Origin of the sequence: Paenibacillus sp. W2I17 (genome assembly GCF_030815985.1) — a bacterium.
In the GTDB taxonomy this organism is placed as follows: domain Bacteria; phylum Bacillota; class Bacilli; order Paenibacillales; family Paenibacillaceae; genus Paenibacillus.
Map to the genome: position 1 here is coordinate 1,147,912 of NZ_JAUSXM010000001.1, position 25,745 is coordinate 1,173,656.

The 25,745-nt window shown below is 43.7% G+C and carries 20 protein-coding genes; 7 read left to right on the top strand and 13 right to left on the bottom strand.

Going from position 1 to position 25,745, the window contains the following annotated elements:
* The first annotated feature begins 36 nt into the window (after positions 1 to 36).
* Both QF041_RS05035 and QF041_RS05040 read left to right on the top strand, forming a co-directional pair.
* Positions 37 to 696 carry a helix-turn-helix transcriptional regulator gene (locus QF041_RS05035; protein ID WP_307412585.1) on the top strand — a complete coding sequence of 220 codons (660 nt, stop codon included), beginning with the start codon at positions 37 to 39 and terminating at the stop codon, positions 694 to 696.
* A gap of 200 nt (positions 697 to 896) precedes the next feature.
* Positions 897 to 1,298, top strand: coding sequence for a VOC family protein (locus QF041_RS05040; protein WP_289389175.1), 402 nt, complete (start codon positions 897 to 899; stop codon positions 1,296 to 1,298).
* Positions 1,299 to 1,495: 197 nt separating this feature from the next.
* Here the strand turns inward: QF041_RS05040 and QF041_RS05045 are convergent, their stop codons facing one another.
* Positions 1,496 to 2,176, bottom strand: coding sequence for a TetR/AcrR family transcriptional regulator C-terminal domain-containing protein (locus QF041_RS05045; protein ID WP_307412588.1), 681 nt, complete (start codon positions 2,174 to 2,176; stop codon positions 1,496 to 1,498).
* Between the two features lie 136 nt (positions 2,177 to 2,312).
* Between QF041_RS05045 and QF041_RS05050 the strand changes: the two genes are divergently transcribed.
* Positions 2,313 to 3,665: an MATE family efflux transporter gene (locus QF041_RS05050; protein ID WP_307412590.1), complete on the top strand. Its 1,353-nt coding sequence runs from the start codon at positions 2,313 to 2,315 to the stop codon at positions 3,663 to 3,665.
* A gap of 91 nt (positions 3,666 to 3,756) precedes the next feature.
* Here QF041_RS05050 and QF041_RS05055 read toward each other — a convergent pair whose 3' ends face one another.
* The 6 genes from QF041_RS05055 to QF041_RS05080 form a co-directional block, all read right to left on the bottom strand.
* Positions 3,757 to 4,734 carry an alpha/beta hydrolase gene (locus QF041_RS05055; protein ID WP_307412592.1) on the bottom strand — a complete coding sequence of 326 codons (978 nt, stop codon included), beginning with the start codon at positions 4,732 to 4,734 and terminating at the stop codon, positions 3,757 to 3,759.
* A 165-nt stretch (positions 4,735 to 4,899) separates the two neighbouring features.
* Positions 4,900 to 6,198 (bottom strand): NCS2 family permease, encoded by a 1,299-nt coding sequence (locus tag QF041_RS05060; protein ID WP_017688352.1) that lies wholly within the window; start codon positions 6,196 to 6,198, stop codon positions 4,900 to 4,902.
* A gap of 363 nt (positions 6,199 to 6,561) precedes the next feature.
* Positions 6,562 to 6,690 (bottom strand): DUF6254 family protein, encoded by a 129-nt coding sequence (locus QF041_RS05065; protein ID WP_219845137.1) that lies wholly within the window; start codon positions 6,688 to 6,690, stop codon positions 6,562 to 6,564.
* A 135-nt stretch (positions 6,691 to 6,825) separates the two neighbouring features.
* Positions 6,826 to 11,283: a carbohydrate binding domain-containing protein gene (locus QF041_RS05070; protein ID WP_307412594.1), complete on the bottom strand. Its 4,458-nt coding sequence runs from the start codon at positions 11,281 to 11,283 to the stop codon at positions 6,826 to 6,828.
* 43 nt (positions 11,284 to 11,326) lie between these two features.
* Positions 11,327 to 12,205 (bottom strand): carbohydrate ABC transporter permease, encoded by an 879-nt coding sequence (locus QF041_RS05075; protein ID WP_076210648.1) that lies wholly within the window; start codon positions 12,203 to 12,205, stop codon positions 11,327 to 11,329.
* Between the two features lie 15 nt (positions 12,206 to 12,220).
* Positions 12,221 to 13,171: an ABC transporter permease gene (locus tag QF041_RS05080; RefSeq protein WP_373461274.1), complete on the bottom strand. Its 951-nt coding sequence runs from the start codon at positions 13,169 to 13,171 to the stop codon at positions 12,221 to 12,223.
* A gap of 146 nt (positions 13,172 to 13,317) precedes the next feature.
* Here QF041_RS05080 and QF041_RS05085 point away from each other — a divergent pair, with 146 nt between their 5' ends.
* Both QF041_RS05085 and QF041_RS05090 read left to right on the top strand, forming a co-directional pair.
* On the top strand, positions 13,318 to 15,027 hold the full coding sequence (locus tag QF041_RS05085) for a sensor histidine kinase (protein WP_307412597.1): 1,710 nt from the start codon (positions 13,318 to 13,320) through the stop codon (positions 15,025 to 15,027).
* Between the two features lie 11 nt (positions 15,028 to 15,038).
* Positions 15,039 to 16,679, top strand: a complete 1,641-nt coding sequence (locus QF041_RS05090) for a response regulator (RefSeq protein ID WP_036615627.1) — start codon at positions 15,039 to 15,041, stop codon at positions 16,677 to 16,679.
* Positions 16,680 to 16,832: 153 nt separating this feature from the next.
* Here the strand turns inward: QF041_RS05090 and QF041_RS05095 are convergent, their stop codons facing one another.
* The 6 genes from QF041_RS05095 to QF041_RS05120 all read right to left on the bottom strand — a co-directional run bounded on the left by QF041_RS05095 (position 16,833) and on the right by QF041_RS05120 (position 24,247).
* The gene (locus tag QF041_RS05095) at positions 16,833 to 18,479 is read right to left on the bottom strand and encodes an extracellular solute-binding protein (RefSeq protein WP_074096908.1); all 1,647 of its coding nucleotides are present in this window, start codon (positions 18,477 to 18,479) and stop codon (positions 16,833 to 16,835) included.
* A 227-nt stretch (positions 18,480 to 18,706) separates the two neighbouring features.
* Positions 18,707 to 19,420, bottom strand: coding sequence for a beta-glucanase (gene bglS, locus QF041_RS05100; protein ID WP_076317835.1), 714 nt, complete (start codon positions 19,418 to 19,420; stop codon positions 18,707 to 18,709).
* A 315-nt stretch (positions 19,421 to 19,735) separates the two neighbouring features.
* Positions 19,736 to 20,440, bottom strand: a complete 705-nt coding sequence (locus tag QF041_RS05105) for an ankyrin repeat domain-containing protein (protein WP_249910616.1) — start codon at positions 20,438 to 20,440, stop codon at positions 19,736 to 19,738.
* A gap of 10 nt (positions 20,441 to 20,450) precedes the next feature.
* Complete coding sequence (locus tag QF041_RS05110) at positions 20,451 to 21,959, bottom strand: S-layer homology domain-containing protein (RefSeq protein ID WP_307412600.1); 1,509 nt, start codon at positions 21,957 to 21,959, stop codon at positions 20,451 to 20,453.
* Positions 21,960 to 22,078: 119 nt separating this feature from the next.
* Positions 22,079 to 22,771 (bottom strand): response regulator transcription factor, encoded by a 693-nt coding sequence (locus QF041_RS05115; RefSeq protein ID WP_237175289.1) that lies wholly within the window; start codon positions 22,769 to 22,771, stop codon positions 22,079 to 22,081.
* Positions 22,772 to 22,777: 6 nt separating this feature from the next.
* On the bottom strand, positions 22,778 to 24,247 hold the full coding sequence (locus QF041_RS05120; RefSeq protein ID WP_307412603.1) for a sensor histidine kinase: 1,470 nt from the start codon (positions 24,245 to 24,247) through the stop codon (positions 22,778 to 22,780).
* 203 nt (positions 24,248 to 24,450) lie between these two features.
* Here QF041_RS05120 and QF041_RS05125 point away from each other — a divergent pair, with 203 nt between their 5' ends.
* Positions 24,451 to 25,278, top strand: a complete 828-nt coding sequence (locus QF041_RS05125; RefSeq protein WP_307412605.1) for a helix-turn-helix transcriptional regulator — start codon at positions 24,451 to 24,453, stop codon at positions 25,276 to 25,278.
* Positions 25,279 to 25,357: 79 nt separating this feature from the next.
* Complete coding sequence (locus QF041_RS05130; protein WP_307412607.1) at positions 25,358 to 25,696, top strand: cupin domain-containing protein; 339 nt, start codon at positions 25,358 to 25,360, stop codon at positions 25,694 to 25,696.
* Positions 25,697 to 25,745 lie beyond the last annotated feature (49 nt).

Consider the following 25,745-nt stretch of genomic DNA (forward strand, 5'->3'; position numbering starts at 1 on the left):
TCATAAAGATTCAGTTGCGTCACAAGGAGGTGCACCATGAGCGAAAATCAAACTAAAAAGGATATCTCGACCAGTACCCGGAGAGCAATCATTAATCTGTTAAAAGAGCGCGGAGGAATGGATGTTGTCACTCTCTCCTCTCAGTTTTCGTTATCCGGAATGGCTATTCGTCAACATCTGAATGCGCTAAAAGGAGAAGGATTGGTTACCACTGTGGAAGAGGCCCGTCCCATGGGTCGTCCCACCAAGTTATGGATATTAACTCCCGCGGCTAATCGTTTTTTCCCAAGTGGATATTCCGATTTATCCGTCAGTCTCATCAATTCGATGAAAGAAGCTTTTGGTACTGAAGGGCTGGACAAGCTGCTGGATGTTCGAAATAAAAAAATGCAAGAACAATATCTTCAGCATCTTGGCGATTCATCAGGAGTTAGAGAGAGATTGGAGAAATTGGCCGAAATTCGCACCAATGAAGGTTATATGGCCGAGGTTAAGGAGCAGGATGATGGTAGTCTCCTATTCATTGAGAAGCATTGTCCGATCTGTGAAGCGGCCGCGGTATGTACCGGGTTATGCAAGAATGAGTTACATTTATTCAAAACAGTTCTAGGCGATAATGTTCATATTGAACGGGGAGAATACATTCTAGCCGGAGGAAGAAACTGCGTATACACCGTTAGACAAAATAAGCCATGACCAAAAGAGCAACCTCATTGGAGATTGCTCTTTTGGTTTGGATTCTGAACTGATTAGAACGATGCAGATTTCTCTAAAGTATCCTTCACTATACCAGTTATTTCTAACTCCTTCATAATCGTATGTACCCGATTATGTAATTTTGAATTTAGGTAGAGTATAGTAAGAGTGTTGAAAATATACTCTAGGAGGCTACAGCCATGTCACAAAAAATCTGGATGAACCTGCCGGTGAAAGATGTTGTGAAATCCACTACCTTTTTTAATGAGATTGGATTCCATGGGGAGAATGTTGGCAACGAGAGAGCCCAGCTTGTCATAGGCTCAACAACGATTCTCCTGTTTCCGGATGCAACGTTTGAGAAATTTACAGGGGCCAAAACCGCAGATACTTCCCATAGCGCAGAAGTGATATTTTCCATTGGTGCTGACAGCAGAGAAGAAGTTGATGCTTTTATTGAAAAAGTCGAGTTAGCTGGAGGAACCATCTTTGGAAAGCCGGGTGAAATAGACGGCTGGATGTATGGGGCAGGATTTGCCGACCTGGACGGTCACCGCTGGAACCTGTTGTATATGGATGAGAGCAAAATGCCTAAGAACTAATATGTAAACGCCGGTCCTTGTTTAAGGTCACTGGCGCTGAAGCTTCCGATAAAATCATTTTCCTGATCCTCCAACAACAAATAATGATAACAACAATCTGTCTATAATAATGGCTAGTTTTGTTATCATTATTTGTTAGTTTACATATTCATTCACCACCCGATAATCCTCGTTACTTTCTCCATCTCTTCACACGTCTACTTCTCATGTTCCTTTATCACTTGTTCGATCCCGAGCAAAATAAGCTTCAAGCCGAACTCGAAAGCTCCGTCAGTTCCCATCACCTCAAACAGACCGTTCTTATACATCCTGCTGAAAAGTCCAGCTTCCTTCTCACTCATAGAATCCAGAAGGTGGATCATCTCTTCACCCTGAAGTGCTTCCTGGTCCTTAAGAACAGCAGAGATATTGCGCTGATGCTGATAATCGTCCAGTACGAAATAGAATACATAGTTGACCAGTGTAAGAACGGCCTGTAATTTCTGCTCTTGCTCTAGTGGTGTTGATTCCATGCAGAGCAACATGCGGTTGGTGAAGCGGATCATGTCCGGTTCATGGGGCAGCGTCATCATCATAAGCTGTGTGGAGCACGGGTATCTGCTGAGCACACTCCGTACCGTCACCGCAAGCCCCTCCATCTGCTCCTTCCAGTCCCCTTCAGCTTGAAACTCGTCCAGAATAATTTTCGATATTTGATTGGCCAGCCGTTGGTAGAGTGTCTGCTTGCTCTTGAAGTACCAGTATAGAGATGGAGCCTGTATCCCCAACTTGTCTGCCAAGCGTCTCATGCTGAATTTCTCGATGCCCTCTTCCCCGAGAAGCTCCCACGAAATTTCCAAAATCTTATCTTCTGAAATCTGAGGCTGTTGTTTTTTCATCGGTATCCGCCCTTTAATCTAACAGTGTAAGTTTATGCTTTACAGGTTCATACGTTCATGATAACATCTAACACTGTAAGGTTCAATCTAACAGTGTTAGATTGAATCAAAATTAACGAAGAAGGTAGTGACCCACATGGATGCAGAAAACCTCCATTACTTTGAAAAAGCACCAATCGCCAAAGCCGTAGCTCACTTTGCTGTCCCAATGATGCTAGGCACGTCAATGAGTGTTATTTACTCCATCTTGAATGCCTATTTCCTTGGCACACTGGGTAACACGGCAATGTTAACCGCACTCGCACTGACTTTACCGTTATTTGCGGTCATTATGGCGTTAGGCAACTTAATTGGAATAGGTAGCGGTACATTTATCTCTCGTTTGCTGGGAGAGAAAAAAGTCGATAAATTGAAGCATGTTTCTTCATTTGCTTTCTACTGTAGTTTAGTTCTCGGAATTATTGTGATGGCCGTTGGCCTTCCGCTGATCGAACCAATCGTTCATGGGCTGGGGGCAACGCCAGAGTCCTTCGGATTCACGAAAGAGTATGTCACGATTATGCTTATGGGTTCACCCTTTGTCATCTTATTCTTCACCTTGGAGAATATCGTGCGCTCAGAAGGTTCAGCAATGACTTCTATGACCGGTATGATTCTCAGTGTTGTTATAAATATTATCCTCGATGCGCTATTCATTTTTGTCTTCCATTGGGGCGTGATTGGCGTTGCATCTGCTACCGTCATCTCCAACTTGGTTGCGAGTGCATTTTACGCTTACCATATGAGTTATAAGAGTCAATTCTTAACCGTCTCCCTAAAATGGTTCAAGGTGACCAAGGATATCCTGAGCAATGTGTTCAAAATCGGTGTTCCCGTCTTTGTTATGAGTGTCTTCTTGGGTGCAATGTCGCTTATTCTTAATCTTTTTCTTGTTGAATATGGAGATCAGGCTGTTGCGGGGTATGGAATCTCCTCACGTTTATTGCAATTTCCTGAGTTTATTCTGATGGGCTTGTGCGAGGGAGTTGTGCCGTTGATTGCCTTCTCATTCACAGCGAATAAATTACGCATGAAACAAACGATTGGATTCACGATCAAATCTATTTTGGCGTTAGCCGTCCTGTTTGGGGTTGTCGTCTATCTGATCTCTGACCACTTGATTGGTTTATTTACGACTGACCCGCAATTAATTGAAATGGGTAGCTACATTCTTCATGTGACCTTCTTATCCTTGTTTATTACAGGAATGACTTCTTTGTTTATGGGGATCTTCCAAGCAACAGCCCAAGGAACCGCGGCGTTTGTTATGTCCATCATTCAAGGGATTACACTAATTCCTGTATTGTATATCGCTAATCAAATGAACGGCTTTCATGGAGTGATCTGGTCGCTCGTTATTGCGGATGCCGTGGCGTTCCTAGTTGGGGCCATCATGTTATATGTTTTGCGGACCAAATTGCAGCCGGATCTGGAACATTTGGTACAGTAGTTATCCAAAAAAACGAAAGAAGGCAGGATAAGGGTATCCCCTCAATCCTGCCTTCAATTATTGCAACACCGCAGTTCAATGATCAATCATCCTATTGGATTTGTTTCATGTAAGATTTGAATTCCTCGGCGATTTCTTTGTATTTCGTATGATGCAGGTAATGTGAACCTTCCATTGGGATCATTTTTCCTTGCGCGGATTGTTTCACTTGCTCCTCATGCAGCGGAATCCACTGCGGGTTTTTCTCGTTATTGGAAAGAACAAAGAGAAGCACTGGCAGATCACGAGGATACGTGAGTTTTTCTCCATTTTTGAAATTGGAACCCAGGTGTTTAAGCTCATTAACTAATGTCGGATTTGTCGAGACTTGATTCGAAATCAACTTCATCTGTTCTTTGGTATGTTCATCGTATGCAAGTGATGCATATGAATCACCACTCACTTTATTGAGTACTCTCATTAAGCCCGATTTTTGAAGGAATTTCATTAGGTTCAAAGGTAATTTAACATCCATGCCAGGTTGATTCGGAACACTGCTATCGATTCCGACAAAAGCAGAGACTTCATCCGGATACGTGTTCACATACGTCGCTGCGTACAGTCCCGTGATGGAATGCCCCATCAGAATATAACGATCTATACCGAGCTGCTCTACAGCTTCATGAATTTCACTAACAATATTCTCGGTGGTTCTCTCCTTTTCGGTCTGGTCGCTTAATCCATAACCGAAAGGCTCAATCGCCACAACTTTGTAATCAGGCGTCAATTCATCGATTAACAATTTGAAATCAAGTACTGGCGACGGGGTCCCTTGTCCGGGAAGTAGCACGATGGTTTGTTCGCCGCTTCCTTGAATGGACACATTCATATTCTTCCCATCGACATTGACATATTGGCCGTACGATTCGATTTTCTTTTTCTCGGCCCCATTACTTATCGTATGAACGACAAACGTGATGCCCATGAACAGCACCAGCGCGCCGACAATACCACCTATTATTTTTAACCATAAGTTCCGTTTTTTACGGCCCTTAGTCCCCGTTGTTGTTACATCCACTGTTTCTGCCATATCCATCTTCTCCTGTCCTTTATATCTGTAGAGCCGCTCTTGCGACATAGATATATTGTAACCATGGAAGATGTCCCCTTCGTGACGGGAATATGAACGGAGTATGAACAAGCAAAAAAAGAGAGCTGCTTGTTAAAGCAGTTCTTCTTAGGATAAGACAGTTTCTTAGTGGTCCAGGAACACAAGCTGAATGAAGAACAATACCGCAAAAATGTAGAAGATTGGATGAACATCTTTACCTTTTCCACGAAGCAGCTTAAGTACCGGATAAAAGATGAAACCTACGCCGATGCCTGTCGCAATACTATGCGTCAATGGAGTAAGGATGATAATCAGGAAGGCAGGAAATGCTTCTTCGAGATCATCCCATTTGATTTTGCTGATAACGTTGATCATAAAGTATCCAACAATGATCAGTGCCGGAGAAGTAATCGCCGGAATGCTTGATATTACACTTACGATTGGTGTGAAGAACAACGTCAGCGCAAGCAGAACACTTACCGTTACCGCTGTCAGTCCCGTTCTTCCTCCTGCAGCTACCCCTGTGCTGGATTCGATGTAAGCCGATGTTGGACTTGTTCCGAGCAAAGCACCTGAGGTTGTTCCTACGGCATCTGCCAATAATGCGCCACGCGAGCGTGGAAATTTACCATCCTTAAGCAATCCTGCTTGTTCAGCAACGCCGAGCATCGTGCCCGTCGTATCAAACAGCGTGATCAGCAGGAACGTAAATATGATCGTATACAAACCATTCGAGAATACCCCTGCCAGATCCAGTTGCAAAGCCGTTGACGCGAGGCCTTGAGGCATGGATACAATCGATTCCGGCATTTGGAATAGTCCCATGATCCAGGCAAGTATCGCTGTTACCACCATTCCGATGAAAAGGTAACCTTTCACATTGTAAGCCATCAGCACAACGGTAATAATCAATCCGATAATGGTCAGATAAGCCATTGGCTCAGCCAAGTTTCCGATCGTAATCAAATTCGATTCTGAATCGGCAATAATCCCGGCATTTTGCAAACCTACCGTTGTAATAAACAATCCGATCCCTGCGGTTATGGCATGTTTTAAGCTAGCAGGAATTGCATCAAGCAACATGTAACGGAATGAAGTCAGTGATAAAATAATAAACAAAATCCCTGCTATAAATACGGCTCCCAGTGCAACCTGCCAAGATACGCCATATCCGGCAACTACGCTATAGGCAAAGAATGCATTCAGGCCCATACCTGGTGCGATGACGATTGGATAATTGGACCATATTCCCATAATCAGAGTACCCACAATACTTGCCAGTACCGTTGCTATGAATACTCCGTTAAAGTCCATGCCTGTGCTGCTGAGTATTCCTGGGTTTACGATAACTATGTATACCATTGTGAAAAATGTTGTAACCCCTGCGATAATTTCTGTGGGGATGGTCGTGCCTCGTTCTTTAAGTTTGAACCATTTGTCCATGGTAAAGCCAGCCTCCAACTTTCAAATTATACTCCAAAGCTAAAAACAAAAAATCCTAATCTTCATATAGGATTGTAATATTGTCGCTCCTATATTCGTTGTTAGGATTTAAAGATTCAACAGCTAAGCTCTAAACTAAACATAAAGATACTCATATCTGTTTTCAACCTGAAGTCCATTTCGTATTCTAATTAAAATTACATGCTATGTCAATGAATTAACGATTTGTTCACAGTTATTTACGAACTATACTGACATTATATCTTGTGTTCATTCGTTTTTAGAATAGAGTATGTACGTATGGCTCAATGTCTGCAATATATGAAGAAAGACTGCCAGCAATGTTCACTGACAGTCTTTTCCTTAATTCGTAGTAGGTTTCTCTTCATATTCGCTGGATAATTCTTTAAGCGATTTGATTTTGCCATGGGGATGCTGTTCTTGCTTTCGTGACTTCCAGGCAGCTTCTTTTCTTTTCTTCTGGTCAGCCATACAAGATATCCTCCTCTGGAAACTGAGATGTATACTACTTCTTTATGATGTCATTCCTGGACAACTTTATTCTGCATGCATAGGTAATAAGAGAATTAGGCAAGCATATAAGACAATATATAGATAATTCAGAAGCTAATTGGCAGGCCCCAGATTAATCAAGCTAACTTCGGATAATGAGACGGTAGTGTCGCCATCTTGCACACCATCAATGTTACCCAGATCAAATGAAATTCGAGTATTCGCATAGCTGGCTTCTGTTGCATCAAATGTATACGTGAACTCCTGTTCTTCTGGAGTCAAATCAACTCGTGCCCCAAAGAAACCATGCCATTCATAGTTGGCAGCTGCGTCGACCCATCCAATCCCCAAACCCAATTTCCTGGACTTCACCGCTTTGGCTTTAAACGTCAATTTATATTTAAAACCTTGCTGTATGCCAAATCCTTCATTGATGACTTGACGATCCCATGGATGCTGTCCTGCATGACCAATCTTGGCTTGAAGCTGTTGATTGTTAACTTGCATCTCAAGGTCCGCTGCATTACCGTCCGCATGGGTAAACCAGCCTTCCTCACCTTTGGAGAAGTCTCCATTGGGGATAAGGTTAACATGAGCTGGCTGCCCTCCTTGATCTGCATTTGGATTAACTTCATATAATTGAACGTTTTTGATGTGAATCGAGTGTTCACCTGTAGATAACGGATATCCTAATCCAAATGCAAGCATAGCTGCCGAATCGGAAGTATCCCCCATAGTGAAGGTGTAACTATACGACTTTTGATCGGCGGTTAATTCCACTTCTTCTTCAAAATACTTCACAAAATCGCCTGCATTCTGAGAAAGAACCGCTTGCATGGATTTAGGACTTGAAGCAGATGCCTCGAAGGTAAATCGGTACGTTTTGTTTGCATCCAGTTTGATCTGACCTTGTTGCAACAAAGCATCCCACCAATGTTCACTTGTACCAGGCAATTTAATCGTTAATCCTTCGCCCTCGTTATGTGAGGCTGTCAGATGATCAGGAATTAGCTCCCAATGATTCAGATCAGCTGTTAGCTCACTGTTCTGAATTTTGTTTTGTGAAATATCCACCCAACGTGTATTATAATCTGCTCCTTCAAAATTCACATAATAGGGTTTGCCTGCTGTCAAGTTGACCCCTGGAAAATACACCGTTTTGTATGTTTGCCATCCACCCGTGTCTCCTAGACTCAGGTCTGATTGTGCAACGGTTGTCCCTTGTTCATCCTGAATGCTGAACTGAACCTTGGAATCACTTTTTCCACTGGCCATTCGGGCAGACAGAACATAAACTCCGTCGTGAGCTACATCGATTTTATATTGCAGCAGATCTCCCTGATCCATGTAACTGACATGTTTTCCTCCTTCTACGGAGTCCTCCAGTTGTAAGCCCTGCATCATCCAGGCTTCGGTTGCAGGTACATGTGCGTAGCCATTCACTGACAGAGGTTTTCCGCGTTTCGTCAGACGAACATTGTCCACGTATACCTTACCTTTAGAACTGCCAAATAACAGTCTTAGCTCGGATTGTGCGATTGATGCTCCATCTCCAATGATGATTTCTCCGGTAAATGTTTTCATTTCTTGGTTCAAGGAGAGGTTTTGTCCTTGATGAACCTCTACTGTATGCCCAGTACTGCTGACAACATCAATATCGATGCTTCGCGTTGTATCTGCCTTGGCATCTAAGGAGAAACCATACGTTGTATTCGCTTCCAACTTCAAATCCGGTTGGTTCACCGAAACTTGTTGTGGGTCACCATTCGTTTGAGTAACATCAACAACCAGCTGGCGCTCCATAATCGGGAATTTCGAAAAGTTATTTACACTTATATTGGCTGCCGCACTGTCCTGAATGCTGCTTGACCAGAATCCCAGACGCTCCTTGCCCTGATCGAATGTGCCATTGTAAATAAAGTTGCCATCAGGTAGCGCGTTTCGTTCGACAGTTAACGGATCAGCTTCACCCACCTCGATCAGTCTGACATTGGCAAACCAAACGGTTGTATCATCCAACCCCAGATTAAATTCGAATCTGGCATTGTTATCCGTGCCATCCCGCATATTGAAGGTATAGTCATAGGATTGCCAATCTGTCGTGAGTGCAAAGGTGTTATCACCCGAATAATTGGTCCAACTTTTTTCAAATTGGTTCAGTTTGGACATGATTGTACGGTTAGCAGATGCTTTCGCATCAAATTGTATCTTGTACTTTTTGTTTTTCTTGATGTACATCGGCATCTGAGTGAGTTGAACCGAGTAGTTTTCAGTACCCGATGCATCAATGGTAACTTCTGCTGCTTTCCCTTTCTGCTCATCCGTTACAACTTTGACACTGCCAGCTCCATCAGCATTTGTGATGAATTTCCACTGAAGAGGCACTCCATTGTCTTCAGATCCTTCCGCAAAACGATCATTGTAGATTTGATTGCCATCGGCTTGTGGGTCCCGCTGTTGCACAGGCTCGATGGGATTTGTTGTTACATCAGGCCATGTGTCTATATTTTTGTAAGAATATACTCGCACAAAATCAACATTCATCTTTTCGGAAGTGAAGTTGCTTTCAGGTGCCCCCGGCCAGTCTCCTCCAACTGCCAGATTCAGAATCAGATAGAATGGACGATCAAATGGTGCAGGGAACGTATAATACTCGGGTTGGCCCGCGGCCTTCGTTTGCCAGTTGGTCACTTCATGATGCAGCTTTCCATCCACATAGAAACGAATCATACCCGGCAACCATTCCACTTGGAAATCATGATAATCGTCAGCGAAAGTTTCTCCCTTTGGAAGAGTAAGACTTCCCTGGTCATGTCCATGGGAGCCGTCAGGCTTCACACTGTCATAATGCAATGTGCTATATACCTTGTTATTACTTTCTTTGCCACCAATTAACTCCATAATATCGATTTCTCCAGAGGCAGGCCATCCACCATAATGTGCTTCATCTGTTGGCATCATCCATATGGCAGGCCACATGCCTTTTTCAATCGGAAGCTTCGCACGTACAACTACTTTACCGTAGGTCCAGTCGCCTTTTCCCATGGAGATCAGTTTGCCAGAGCTGTAATCTTTACCGTTTTTCGGACCCTTTTTTGCTTCAATCTGCAACACGCTTCGATTCTGATCTTTTGTAATACGTGTGTTATCCGGGCTGTAATATTGCATTTCATTGTTATAAACGAGTCCTGTATCCTGCACGGTCCATTTGGAAGAATCAATCGAAGGTCCGTTAAACTCATCATTCCAGACCAGCTCCCATTGATCATGCGGAATCGTTGTTGCTGGAACCGGTTTTTCGCCCGCCGGATTGCTTGGTGTCGATGGTGTAGACGGTGATTGCCCGTCTGGAGAAGATGGTGTGGGTGTACTTGTCACATTTGTTGAACCACCAGGCTGCGATGAAGCAGGTTGTTGGGCTTCACCCACCATGGATGTGCGCAATCCTTGTTTTACTTTCTCTCCGTTGATCACAACATCATCGGCATCTACACTCAATTTTTGGATTGTACCTTTGGTATCCATTTGAGTCTGACTCGCTTCTGCATGAATATTCATGGAATCAATCAGGCTGTTTGAAGAGATCTCCAGAATGGATTTCTGCTTTACATGCATCTCCTGAATGTTACTTTCTTCCGTAATGGCAACTCTGACGGGTTCCCCTCGCTTGTCAACGACTACTCGATTCAGCTTGGAGTTGTTAATGTTGATGGAATGGCTGCCTCCGCCTTTAATGATGACACTTCCTGTAACCGTTACGCCCTGAAGAACAACAGATCCCTCGCCAATGCCTTCTGCCAGCAGCAGATTTCCATTAACAACCATATTTTTCAACGTGACATCCGTTGATTTAATAATCAAGTTGCCATTCACCCGGGACCCATATATACCAGGAGCACTTTTCACATCTGCAATCATCGCCGACAACATTGTTGCCGTCTCTGCTCGTGTAATCGGTGCTTTGGGATTTAATTTGCCTTGGAAACCTTTAAGAATATTTTCGTTCACCAGATAGGTAAGCGCTTTCTTTGCATAACTGGAAATATCATCTGCATCATCAAATTTCAATTGTTCACTATCTTCATTTGTAGCCGCTGAAAGTTGAAAAGCTCGATCTACCATAACCGCTGCATCTTGGCGTGTAATCGGTTGTTGTGGTGACAGATGTTCACGGTCTGTCCCTTCGATGATGCCAGAACCATTCGCTCGTACCATCACGTCATAATACCAATCGTCTGAAGTCATATCCGCATATGAACCAGTCGCCGCATTACCGGTGAAACCAAAGGCCCGATCCAGAATCATGACGAATTCAGCTCGGCTAATGACCTGACTGGGCTTGAATGCACCGTCCGTATAACCTTTCAATAAATTCAAGTCTTGCAACCGTGTAACTGCAGATTGTGACCAATGCTCAGTCAGGTCTGTATAGGGAACAGAGAAGTGCAGGCTTTTCGCCTGCACATTTCCCACCTCCGCTTGACCCTGTACACTTTCTGCTCCAGCAGTTGCTGGATAAACGAGAGAAGCCATTAAACTCCATGCCACCATACAGGCCAGTCCTTTTCTCATCCTTCTTCCTCCCTCAGCTCAGTTATCCTTGCATTTGCATAGCCTATTCCTTAACTGCTCCAATAACGATCCCCTTAACGAAGAAACGTTGTAAAAACGGGTATACCATCAGGATCGGAAGCGCGCCGATAAAGATCTGTGCTGCGCGTACAGTTCGCTGCGAGATATTCTCCAACATGGAAGGATCGACGTTGATTTTGCTGAGATCTTGCTGAACGATAATGGTCTGTAATAGAGAAGCAAGTGGATAATTTTTAATATCAGACATATAGATCATGCCGTCGAACCAGGAGTTCCACTGATACACCATCGTAAATAAGGACAAGGTTGCGATAGCTGGAAGCGACAGTGGTACGTAGACCAGAATCAACGTTTTGATATGACCTGCTCCATCCAAATAGGCTGCTTCTTCAAGTTCTTTGGGCAGACCGCGGAAGAAGTTCATCATGAGAATAACGTTCCACACGGACAGTGCGCCAGGCAGAATTAGTGCCCAGATTGTATTCATCAAGCCAAGCTTCTGGATCAGAATGTAACTTGGAATCAAACCGCCGCTAAACAAAATGGTAAATACGAAAAACCACGTATATAAGGAGCGACCTTTAAAACTGATATCTTCCTTCGACAACGGAAACGCGGTAATGAGCATGATGACCATACCGATGATCGTCGCAATTACAGTTCGTTTAAGTGACACGATCAAGGAGTTGATGAAGTTCGAATTCCCGAATGTTTTCACGTATGCGTCCGTTGTGAACCCAATGGGCCAGAAGGTAACCAGGTTTGATGATGCTGGCGCCATACTGCTGAATGAAACAGCTAGTATATGAATAATTGGTAAAATGCAAAGTATTGATAAGATGCCAAGAAAAGTATAATTGGCAATGCTGAATATGCGGTATCCTTTTGTTTTATAATACAAGCCCTTTTCTCCTCTCTAGAAAACTCGATAATTAGCTAGTTTGTAAGCCATTCTGTAAGATATAACAATCAAAATGGTAGCAACCACAGATTTGAACAATCCTACTGCTGTGGCAAAACTCATCTTCCCGTTCAGAATACCGAGTCGATATACAAAGGTGTCAATGATGTCGCCTTTGTCATACACAAGCGGATTGTACAAGTTGAATACCTGATCAAAACCGGCGTTCAAGATGTTGCCGATAGAGAGCGTCATCAATACAATTGTGATCGGCATCAATGCCGGAATTGTAATGTGCAGCGTCTGTTTAAATCGGTTGGCCCCATCCACCTCGGCAGCCTCGTAGAGTGCAGGATTAATTCCTGAGAGAGAAGCCAGAAATACGATCGTACCAAAACCAAATTCTTTCCACACATCACTGAGGATCAGCGTTATCCGGAACCATGTACCGTCTCCAAGGAAGAAGATCGGTTCTCCGCCAAAGGCTTCGACAAGTTGGTTCACCATGCCTCCCTGAGGAGACAGGATATCGAGCAGAATACCACCGAGAATAACCCATGATAGGAAATGCGGTAGATACACAAGCGTTTGACTTACTCTCTTGAATGCCGTCAAGCGCACTTCATTGAGCAAAATGGCAAACAGGAATGGAGCGAACAGTCCTGCAATGATTTTGAAAAATGCAATGACCAGCGTATTCCAGATCACCTGACCTACGTCTGGATATAAGAATAAATATCGGAAATTGTCCCAACCCACCCATTTGGATTCAGAAAATCCCAAGTATGGTTTGAAATCCTGAAAAGCAATTACAATGCCACCCATCGGTATGTACTGAAACACCAGTGCCAGCAATACAGCTGGAATGAGCATCATATGCAAGGTCCAGTTCCGTTGCATATTCCAGCGCTGTTTAACCCTGGTGGAGCGCCGTTTATGCGGCGTTTCTAACGTATGTTCCTTCACTCCTGCATCCCCCATGTTCTAAATTTTGTATTTTACAAGTCATCGTGAACTTGTATATTAAAATTATAGCAATGGAAATTTGTGATCTATATCCTAATATTGCAACAACGATATCAATATTTTAATAAGATTAAGGAGGTTGGACTTTGTTCACACGTTTGAATGTCTTTACCAAAATTACACTGTTATTTGTGATGCTGCTTATTCTGGTGCTGTTTCTCTATACATACTCGAACCGGGAAAGCGTGCGTGTTATCGAACACGAGATTCAGAACAATACGATGAATCATCTCTCAACATTTGCTGATTCAGTAGAATCCAATATTTACCAACTGTCATTGTATGGGATGTCTATTGGGCAAGATTCGAGTATTCAGGAATATCAACGTCCCGACTACAAGGACATTCCCTATGAACGTGTGAAAGTTGGAAGCGCCATTCTGGAGAAAATGAATCTGTACAACGCAGCAAGCAAATGGCATTCGACCATCACACTATACTTCCCAAGGATGCAAAAAGTGATATCAACGGATTATTATGCTTACATTCCGTACATGGATGATGAATTTAAGGAGCCTCTCTCGCAATCCTGGACCTATGCCGACAATCAGTTTATCTGGTACACCACCGATCCAACGACAGCGATGGCGAGACCTAGCAAAGCCAGATTGATTACCAAAATCAGTTTTCCAGTTCATCACTTAACTGCACTTCTTAATCAAAACAAGTTAAATAATAAAGGTGACCCGTTTATGTTCCATCCCGATTATGGATTAATCAGCAATAGTTCTGGAAAAGAAACCTTGAACGCAATTCTGCCTTCCCTGAAAGAAGCAAAACTGCAGGCCAGCGGTGGATTCAGTACAACGTTGAACAAAACGGAATATTACGTCTCTTATATTCAATCCAAGAGCCTCGGCTGGTATTATGTTGACTATGTGCCTATGCAGCAAATTTTGAAACCGATTACGAGCAGCCGGAATCTTTTTTACGCTTCAATTGCCGTTCTGATCGTGATGAGCGTTGTTGTATTATATACACTCTACCGAAGTGTGCAGCTTCCACTCTTACAGTTGGTAAAAGGGACGAATCGCTTGTCCACCGGGGACTTTTCCGTCCGGCTTCATCATTCTGCACGCAATGAGTTCAGCCTGTTATTTGCACGTTTCAACATCATGGCTCAACGAATTCAAGAACTAATCGAGAATGTATATGAGGAGAAATTAAGAAGTCGGGAAGCCACGCTCAAACAGTTGCAATCGCAGATTAATCCGCATTTTTTATATAACTGCCTGTTCTATATCAAGAACATGGCCCGAATGAAAAATGAGAAGGCCGTGGTAGCCATGGCACTGAATCTGGGGGAGTATTACCGATACATAACCAGGTCCGAAAAGGATCAAGCCACGCTTCGTGAAGAGCTGACAATGGTCAAAAATTATTTGGAAATCCAGTCACTTCGTCTGGAACGAATGCATTTTACAATCGACGTGCCCCATGATATTTTAGATAAAACAGTTCCCAGACTAACCCTCCAGCCTATTATTGAGAACGCTATTATTCATGGTCTGGAGCCCAAATCGGTAGATGGTGAGATTAAAATCTATGCGGACTGCGAGGATGATGTGTACACAATTATCGTGGAGGACAGCGGGCTTGGCATGTCTGAGAAACAGCTTGATCATCTGAGAGATAATCTTCTTAAACCACTGGATGAGAATATGGGATGTGGTACATGGAATGTCCATCAGCGTTTATCTTTTCTGTACGGTGAAGGATCTGGACTATCTTATGATCATTCTTCAATGGGTGGGATTAAAGTTAACATCACGTGGCACGACAATACAGACAAGTAGGTGAACGACCCATGCTGCAAATATTACTAGTTGACGATGAACGTTCCGTCGTGGAAACGCTGGCAGAGACCATTCCGTGGGAAAGCTGCGGGATCGGTACAGTTCATGAAGCCTTATCCGGTGCAGTGGCGCTGGAAATTATGGACAACCACGACATTGACATTGTAATTACGGATATACGTATGCCCGAAATGTCAGGCATTGCACTGATTACAGCGATTCATGAAAAGTGGCCTCATGTGCAGACAATTCTTTTATCAGGTCACGCCGACTTTGAATATGCGAAACAAGCCATTGCGCAGGAAAGCTTCGATTACTTGCTGAAACCTGTTAGCGATGAAGATCTGATCGAATCCGTGCAACGTCTTGTTCATCGAATTAAAGAAAAGTGGGAAACAGCAGCATCTCATCAAAGAGCCTTACACGCCTTTCAGGATCATCTGCCATTGCTTCAATCCACGATGCTGCATGAGTTGCTGACTGGAAAAGTCTATGATCAGAAGACGCTGGCAGACAAGCTTGATCTGCTGGAGCTCCCCTACTCCGTAGGAGAAGATCTCGGCATGCTGATTATCCGTATGGAGAAACATCTATCCGATATGGCACACGGCGACCTGGCCCTAATGGAATATGCGATATGTAATATCATAAGTGAAGTGATGCATAATCATTTTCATATCTGGCATACACGTGACGTGCACGATTACATTGTTGTTCTGGTAAGCATGAAACATTCAACAACGATGAGTTATAGCAGGAGCGAGACGCCTCAGACATTGCTTGAGCAGTATGCTGCCCAGATTCAAACCAATGTTCAGTTATACTTGAAAGGTGCTATCTCCATTTCGGTCTCCAGTTGGGGCAAGTTTCCCCATGAAATTGGAGAACTCTATGAGCGAACGGTTATGTCCATGCGTAAACGGATGGGTCAGGTGCAAGGTTTGTTTGTCACCGCTTCCGATGAAACGGATGCTAACCCTCTACATACGATCAGGTCGCTGTATCAGCCACCAACGTTGATTAGCCTGCTCGAAGCTGGTCGCTTTGAGGATGTGGAACAGAAAATCGAACACATTTTTGCGGAACTGCTGCATTCCAATGAACATCATGATATTGCCGAGTCAACCTTTGAGGTGTATTTTGCTATTGCGGGCGCGTTTGCGTACATCATTCATAAAAATGGCAAACAAATCTCTTCTTTGATTCCAGCAGAGTCCTATCGTTACTTTCAAGCTCCCAGCTATTCCACTGCGCAGCAGCTACAGGACTGGTCCGTCCGTACACTTCATTACATACGAGATGATGCTGAACAAGAGCTTAGAGACAATCACAGCACCATTGTGCGCAGCGTCAAAAGTTTTGTCGACCTTCATCTGGCTGGTGATGTATCACTGCCTGCAATTGCTGACCATGTGCATCTGCATCCAGTGTACTTGTCCAAGGTATACAAGGCGGAGACAGGTGAAGCACTTACTGCCTATGTGTATCGGTTAAGAATGGAGAAAGCAGCCTATCATTTGCGAACATCAACTGCCAAAGTGTTTGAGATTGCAGAACTTGTCGGTTACAACAATACCGCGTATTTCATTCGAGTTTTCAAGAAATTTTATGATCTTACACCGCAAGAATATCGGGAAAATCTGCCGGTTTAAGATACTCAGGCCAGACTTGACGTTCTAGTAATCTCTCCGGTTTCCCCTACTCTATATCAATTACAAAAAGGCATTGCCGGAGATTTTCTCCTGCAATGCCTTTTTGGTGCTTATGTGGCCGGGATGAATCATTTCAGCCAGCCCTTTGTCATCCTATTTTCCGCTTTTGACGGAATCATACCACTCGTTAACTTCTTTCGTAATCTGATCTCCGCCTGAAGACTTCCATTTCTCAACAAATGAGTCGAACGCATCAACAGAGGTTTTGCCATATACAATTTGAGAGAAGGTATCCTTCTCCATCTTCGTCAAAATGTCATTGTTCATCTGCATCGTCATTGAAGGTGCACCGGTAAACATTTGATTGAACACGATATCTTTTTGATCCAAAACAATCTTGGCTGCATCAAGCATAGGTACTGGTACACCTGATTTGATTTTCTTCTCAAACGGTGTAGTTGCTTCTTCACCGCTTGCCAGCTTGGCAAGTGTTGTCATGCTTAGATTTGGTATTCTCGCTCCATCAAAAGTCAACGTGTACTTCTCGGGAGCATAACCCCCCGTAAGACTTGCATCGGTTGATGGTTTCCCATCTACCATAACCCAATCGTATCCTTCGGCAAATCCATGCTCGAACTCATCGCCCTCTTTAGGATTTGCATAGTGATCAAAGAGATAGTTCTGATAGGTGAAAAAGGCTTCCGGATTTTTCATGTCTTTGTTAATCAGAACTACGCCGTTTCCGTTTGACGTACCGTGTCTTCCTGCTTGACCGTTTGGACCAGAAGGAATTGGATACGCCTTGTATTCAGCCTCCGGATTGTTTTTCTTCACATCCTCCAGCGGCCAGGATGGCATCCAGTGAGGACCAACCACAATACCTGCTTTTCCGGCAGTAAATTCTTCAGCTGCTTTTGTCTCATCATACACGCCGGCTTCTTCCGGGATATACCCTTTGCTCATCCAGCTCTGTAATTTGGCCAAAGCCTGCTTTGCACCAGGTGTAACGGAACCGTATTCAAGTTTTCCATCTGCCGTCAGATTCCATTGGTTTGGCATTGTACCATAAGCGCCAAATACCCACCCAGCTTCCGACATCCATGTGTTCAGCCAGTTCTTGAAGCCAATGGTGAGTCCGTAAGTGTCCTGCTTCCCATTGCCATCCGGATCTTGATTCGTAAACGTTTCCATAATGACTTCAAGATCATCTATAGTTTTAGGTGCTTCCAGATTGAATTTCTTCATCCAGTCTTCACGGATCCACATGACAGGATCACCATTATAGGAATAGTCCAGAATCGGAATACCGATCTTTTTGCCATCTTGCATGTATGGATACCATACGGAAGGATCTTCGTTTACGGCTGCTTTCCATGTGTCGCTGGCATATTTGTCAAACAATTCGCCAGCATCGACAAATTTTCCGGACTCAATCAATTCACGCACCAGATTGAATTCGCCGCGATACGAAATAATGTCTGGCATGTCCGCATTGGAAGCCAGTGACAGGCGCAGTTTCGTCTCAAATGCATTATTGGTAGAAGGAGATATCCACTGGTTTTTCAACTCAATCCCGAGTTTCTCCTTGGCCCATTTTGTATGGACGTTGTTATCCTGATCCTCGCCTGGCTTAAACTTCACGTCTGGACCCCATGGTCGTAAATACGTAATGGATACTGGTGGATCATACTTCCCATTTTTGAGCTCCAACGTTGTCGCTGGTGTACTCGATTCAGTTTTCTTATCGCTCCCGTTACTACACCCACTCAAGGCTGCAGATAGGGCCAATACACCGATCATGACCAAACTGCCTACTCGTCTCTTTTTACTTGTGTCCAACTTCGTTCCCCCAGTCTATGTAATGTTGCTTACAGGTTAATCATAATGAATGTTTGATATTTATGCCCATACTAATATTGCAACATTTATTGCATTAATTTAGGATATTGGATATTGAATACATATATTGAATAAATACAATGCCTGAATATAGAAAAAAGCAGCCGCTAACGGCTGCTTCAGTCTGCTTAATTACTCGTATATTTGACCCAATCGTACTCTGCATAGAGCGGATTAGCCCCATTATAAGGACCGAGCCAGCTATCTACTCCTGTTCCATTCCACAGGTTCATCATGATTTTTCCGGGTGTTTTAGGAATATTGCTGGTTGCCGTATGTTTCAATACACCATCAACATACCATTTGATATGTCCCGGCTGCCAGTCAAATGCATACGTATGGAAGCCCTGGGATGCATCAAAACCTAAATTGATAATCTTCTCATGATTACCAACCCCATTGGTATAATAATTAAACTGCACTTTGGTTGTGTCTTTTCCTAAAAATTCGATATCAATCTCATCCCATTGGGTGCCATGTGCAGGGCCTGTGTATGTGAAAAATGAGGAAACTACACCTGTGTTCTTGGCAGGTTTCATACTGACTTCATACAAGCCGTATCCATACGTATTCGTGGTACGATACTCTCCACAATCAAACTTGTTCTGTGCAGAGCTGGTCAAACCAAGCTTAAGCTTGCCGTCACTTGTAAAATTAACATTGTTAGCCCTCCACGTACAGTTAAACATGCTCCCATTGGAATACCCATCCGCTTTTTGCCACGTACTTGCGTTAAAATAGGTTAGAGGTTCCCAGAAAACATAACCCGCGAAAGCGCTTACCGAAAAAAACAAAGAGATGACACCAGTTACCGCCAAAGTATACCAAGACTTCCTCTTCATCATACACCTCCATGAATGATTCCAACATGTACAAGCGGCACAATAATAGATAGCGCTTACATGGTTGGTATTTCCATTTTATCCGGAAGCATGGTGGTACACTATAGCAAACTTCAAAGCAGAGATATTCAATTTTTAAGATCCTCGTTCTCGTATCTAATCATGTCATGTTAAGACTATGCCAGTTTCATACACGTAAGATTGATTGATTGAATGAAGCGCCTGCCCTTCAGCATAGAAGGAATCAGGCGCTCCATGAAAACCATTTTTACATATATCTCAACATGTTTGTTAATTTATTCACCCTAAAAGGGTCTATTTCGCACCAGCTCGTACCAAAATGTCTTCAATTTCCTTAAAGCCTTTATTCTTCGCATGACTGAGCGGTGATACCCCATCACGATCCGGTATGTTCACGTCTGCTCCGTGGTCAATGAGTAATTGTATCGTCTCCTGCTGCTGAGCATTGCCATCGTTAAGAATGATCGCTTCGAGTAGTGCTGTCCATCCCAATTGATTCACATGGTCCACATCCACCGAAGTTTGAGTCAGTAGTTCTTGCACTACATCCACATATCCATGCTCCGAAGCTGGAATAAGTGCTGTCCCTCCATATCGATTCGTTATCGTTGGGTCCGCTCCCGCCTCGATTGTCAGCTTCAAAATATCCAAGTATCCTTCAGCGCCAGCATACAGAAACGGGGTGTTTTTCATATCGTCCTGTATATTCACGTCTGCCCCCGCTTCAATTAACACTTTAGCCGATGTTGGATCATTATTGTAAGTTGCAATCATTGTAGCGGTTCGTCCACTCTGATCTTGAGCATTGATATTGGCGCCTGCTTGAATCATTTGTTCGATGCGTTCAGTATCGCTGTCCTCTACTGCCTTGAACAGCTGTTCATCTGCTGAAGTCATGGCCTTTACCTCCACGTTGGAGTCGTTTCTCATTTCAGGCACGCAGCCTTGAACGATCAACATACTGCTTATCAGGACAACGATGATCAGCGATTTACTCATACTGCCTCCCTTACTCCAGTGTCAAGGTGACCGAAGAAGCGACACTCCAATCGCCAACTGGGTTTATTGTATACGTAGTACCCGGAGTCAACTTCCCATCATTCGTTAGGTCGAATACACCCGTCGCACCTTTTCGACTTGAATATTTATAAGTGGCCGTCAGAACATCCCCGCTAGGTGAAGTTAACGTTACACTTCGACCAGAGAACAGTTCATCTCCAGGGTCCTGGTCAAGTGTAACTTCAATGGATGTTTCGCTCACTGCTTGAGCACTTGCAACCACTAGTGCATCAAACGATTTCGCCGTAAATGAAGCATTTTCGATGTTGGCCCAATCCGAAGAAACCGTATATTTGACACCTGGTTTCAGCGTTTGTCCCTCAGGCAAACGGAACTTCGGTTCTTGTTTGCCATCTGTGGATTGCGTGAACGGAACATATCTGGCAACGATAGGCTCGCCACCTTCTGGCGTAATTACAACTTGTCTTGCCTGCATGGAAGAGATGATTTGATACGTTTTGCCTCCTGCTTGCTCTTGATCATTCAGCACAAATGCATTAGCTCCTCGACCACCGCTGTAAGCCGAAATGATGTAACCATAATCCACGACACTGTTCACTTGCAATGCTTCAATCTCGAATGTATCATTCGTTACTTGACTAGCCGTTGTCATGTTTATTTTCGTGGCACTGCCTTCAAAGGAACCAGCGTCTTGGCCTTTGTAAGTCAGGTTGTACACTTCACCAGCATCTTGTACGGACGTTGGAACGATGTAAGTCGCAATCGACCCTGTTTTCAAACGGGGCATATTGGTTAACGTCAACCCGCCACTAAACGCAAAGTCCGTTTGTGCCTTGGCAAAAGCTTCATCCGCTGCTGTCAGCGGCTTGTCGAACGTTACAATTAACGTAATGGCATTCAGCGATCTAACGCTCTCAATTTGAGCTTGCTCTGAAGGAATAGCTTGGTGTGCGGTTTGCAACAACACTGCTGTTTCGCCACGCGTTGCTGAACCGTTCTCGGAGTAAAACTCGCTCATCCAATGGTGAACGGACTTTACATCACGTTGCATCGCTTTGGATACGACCTGTTCGAGTTCAGCATCCGACACTTGAGTCTGCGGACTGAATTGTCCATCGTTAGCCTGCATGATGCCAAGTTCAACAAGCTTTAACGCATATGGCGCATACCATGCATTGGAATTGACATCCGTCAATTCTACGATTTCTCCCGTCTTGCTCTCCAAATTAAACGTTTTGAAAACCAATGAAGCTAACTCCGCACGGGTAATTGCTCGATGTTCACCCATGGATTGATCTGCATACCCGTTCATGATCCCCAAGCTATTCAGATCCTTGATAGCAGCTTCAATCTGTTGTTGGGTAAGCTGTGTGGTTGTTGCCGCAATGTTAGTAACGTATGTAGCTGCATGTACTTGATTCGCAGTTAACGGGAACACTGCTGTACCTAATACAGTTATGGTTAGAAATGTAGCGATTTTGCGGGTTGTAGAATTCATGGTTGAATTCCTCCTCTATAGGTTGTAGTTGCCTGTATCTATAGAATAGAGGACAAAAAGAAACTCCCAAGGCTAAAGTTATTAACAAAATATAAACTGGCTCTAAATTTTCACGAAACTTATGCAGTAAACCGGTAGCCTGCGCCCCAGACGGTTTCAATATACTCCGGATTTTTGGGGTCTGTCTCCAGCTTCCCGCGCAGTTTGCGAATATGGACGGTAACGGTTGCAATGTCTCCGGTGGAATCCATGCCCCAGATCCGCTCGAACAGATCTGATTTGCTGAATACACGATTGGGATGACTCGCAAGAAATACAAGTAACTCGAATTCCTTGGTTGTAATCGCCACCTCTTCTCCATTAACAAAAACGCGGCGTGATCCTTTGTCAATGTGAAGCCCGCGAATGTGGATTTCATCCTGCTCAGCTGGTTTGTTTTTGCCAAGTAGTCTCTCGTATCGGGTCAAATGAGCCTTTGCTCGTGCAACCAATTCACTTGGGCTGAACGGTTTTGTAATAAAATCATCCACTCCCAGATTGAATGTCCTGATCTTATCGATTTCTTCCTTTTTCGCGGAAACGACAAGGATGGGTACCTCCTTCACCTCGCGAATGCGCCTGCAACATTCGAAGCCGTCGAGTCCAGGAAGCATCAGATCAACAATGATCAGATGATAGTCCCCCTCCAGTGCCTGCTTCAGACCTTCATCTCCAGTATGGCAGAGATCCACGGAAAATCCGTTGAGCTCAAAATAATCCCGTTCCAGTTCCGCAATCGTTGTTTCGTCTTCAATGATCAAAATGTTTGCCATTACTTATTAATCCCTCTCTTCATTCAGCCGTTTCAGTTTGATATATATACTCGTGCCATCATTGGGCTGGCTTTCAGCCCAGATGAAGCCCCCATGTCCATCAATGATTTGGCGGGCAATTGCTAGCCCGAGCCCACTTCCGCCCGTTGAGGAATTGCGGGATTGTTCTGCACGATAGAAGCGTTCAAATATATAAGGCAGTGCCTCTTCAGGTATTCCCCTGCCATTATCTTTAAAGCCCATCGTAATCCATTTCTCATCAGCTTGAAGTGTAATCTCGAATTGTTTATGTTCATTCTCCATGTATTTGAGTGCATTATCCACTACATTAACAACGGTACGTTTTAACTTCTCCGGATCCACAGCAGCCATGGCGGGACCAGACACCTGGTTATTCCAATCCAGGGCAACACCTTTATCCTCCAGATCATATCTCAGTTCTTCGATGCTATCTTCAAGGAAATCAGCGAGATCAACTGTCTTGAACAGGAAAGGTTCTTGGTTCAAGTCGAGCTTAGAATACAAAAACAGTTCATCCACGAGCTTATCCATGCTAACTGCTTTGGAGTGAATGATATTAACGTAACTCTCCATTTTCTCTGGAGTATTAGCCACTCCGTCACGAATACCCTCAATATACCCTTTGATATTGGTAATCGGCGTACGGAGATCATGCGAAATGTTGGAGATGAGCTCTTTGCGGTTCACTTCGTCCTGCTGACGTAACGCATAGGAGAGCTGTAATTGATTCCGCATGCTCTCAAACGCTTCGCTGAGTTGACCAACCTCGTCATTGGAGTTTAGCTGAAGTTTAAAGGATAGATTGCCATCCTTAATATGTTCGGCTGAACTTCGTAGTTGATTCAAGGGTTTAATGAAGCTGCGCGTGATCCAGCGGAACAAGAGCAGATTTGCAATGATGAGGACGCCAATAAGCAGGAATGACATCACAGGCAGCAACTTGCGAGTAAGCTCCGCAAAGGGGCTTCTCTCGCGAATGACAAAGATACTCCCCCGTTCCCCATCTGAATATTGAAAATCAAATTTTGCATACGCGTAAAATCGCTCACCAATATTGAAGGTGCTCCGAATCTGATAATTGTTAAGATCATAGGCAGGCAGTGCTTGCTTCAGTTCTGGCTGGTTGAAGGTCAGTGATTCGAAGATCTGACTATTCTCCCGTCTGACGTAGAGCCCTGACTTCTCAGCTCGAAGCTTCATATCATATTCACGCAGCAAAACCTTGTTCTGCAGGTCGTCCGGGTCATTTTTGGCCAGAAACTTCATCTCTTGAAAGATCGATTCTCCCTGTTCAGTCAGGGGGTTGATCTGATAATGTACCTTGTATATATCGCGGAAACTCTGTAGATCCCCTGTGGCCGCAATCGTATACAGACTTGCGGTAAGCAGGATGAACAGTAGACTTATAACAAGCATGCCCGTGAAGGACAGCAGCATTTTTATTCGAATTGACATGGGTTCCCCTTCTCAAACAAGCAATTGGATTAGTTAGTGCACATGTTAACACAAGATGGATTCTATTGCCCATATGTAAAAAAGAGCTTTCTTTTTCATTATATATGTTGACAGTGATAATCGTTATCAATAATGTTGGAGTAAGGTGCACAACGATTTATCTTAGAATGACCGGCAAACACTTTTGAAATGAGGTACGTAATGTGAAAGTAGACGTTAATCAGTTAGCAGCACATTTTGCACACATTCCTTTTCAAGTAGAAGGAGTATATCGATATGCTAGAAATCCAGGGGTTCCTCAGGCTGACTATACCGATTCTTTTCCTGGATTTGTATTTCCTCTTACAGGAAAAATACAATTTCAATTTGATGGTACGCCCTATATCTTTTCACCAGGAAAAGTTGTACATGGGGGCGCGAAAATGAAACTGGATCAAACCGTGTTTCATAGAACGGACTGGGAATACATCCTCGTTTTATACCGGATATGTAGTTCGGACCTCGAAGAGACAAGTTTTTCCCATCAGCATTTTGAATTATCAACGGGTCAGTCCCCACGTCTGATCGAATTAATCACGCGTCTTTGGCATGTGTATAATCAGCACGGAGGTATTTCAAAGTTTCAGACCGAGATGCTGTTTCGCGATGTACTGAACGAGACCTTAATATGTGTTGACCATAGGCAAAATAGTTGTGAATCAGATGTTTTATTCGAACGGGTCTCTACCTATATCCAAGAATATTATGATCAAAATCTGACTGTCGCATCACTTGCAGAACAAAATAATGTTAATCGAAATCGACTTTCCTACGTGTTTAGAAGACATGCAGGTATGGGTCCAGCAGAATATGTATTGAAATATCGTATAAACATGGCACAGCAAATGTTATTGGCAAGTGATGCGTCTGTACAACAGATTGCCGAGACCGTTGGCATTGCTGACCCCTTTTATTTTAGCAGAGTGTTCAAGAAACAATGTGGTATTTCTCCTACGGAGTATCGTCTGAAGTTCATCAATAATCCATCCTGATTTCAATAGGCATCCATGTTATACCAAAGCTTAGATCAGTATACTGAACATATAGGATTAATACACAGGAGGAATGACGATGCACTATCAAGCTATTAAATTAAATGAGGAATTTTCGAAATTAAACGATCTTTGGTCTCCGAAACTTATTGGTGAAATGAATGACTATCAATTTAAGATCGTTAAGATTGCTGGAGATTTTGAGTGGCATGTTCATGAGGAGACCGATAAGTTATTTTTTGTGCTCGAAGGGGAAATGATAATTGATTTTCGTGATGGGCAAGTGAAGATTTCCAAGGGCGAGATGTATATTGTCCCTAAGGGAGTCGAGATCAAGCCTTCCTCCGAAAAGGAATGTCATATCATGTTGATGGAGCCTGGAAGCGAAGTAAACACTGGCCGGACTAAGGCCGAATAAGCGTCAGTTATTGGAACCAGGATGTCAATTTGCAATATCAGAGTCAGAG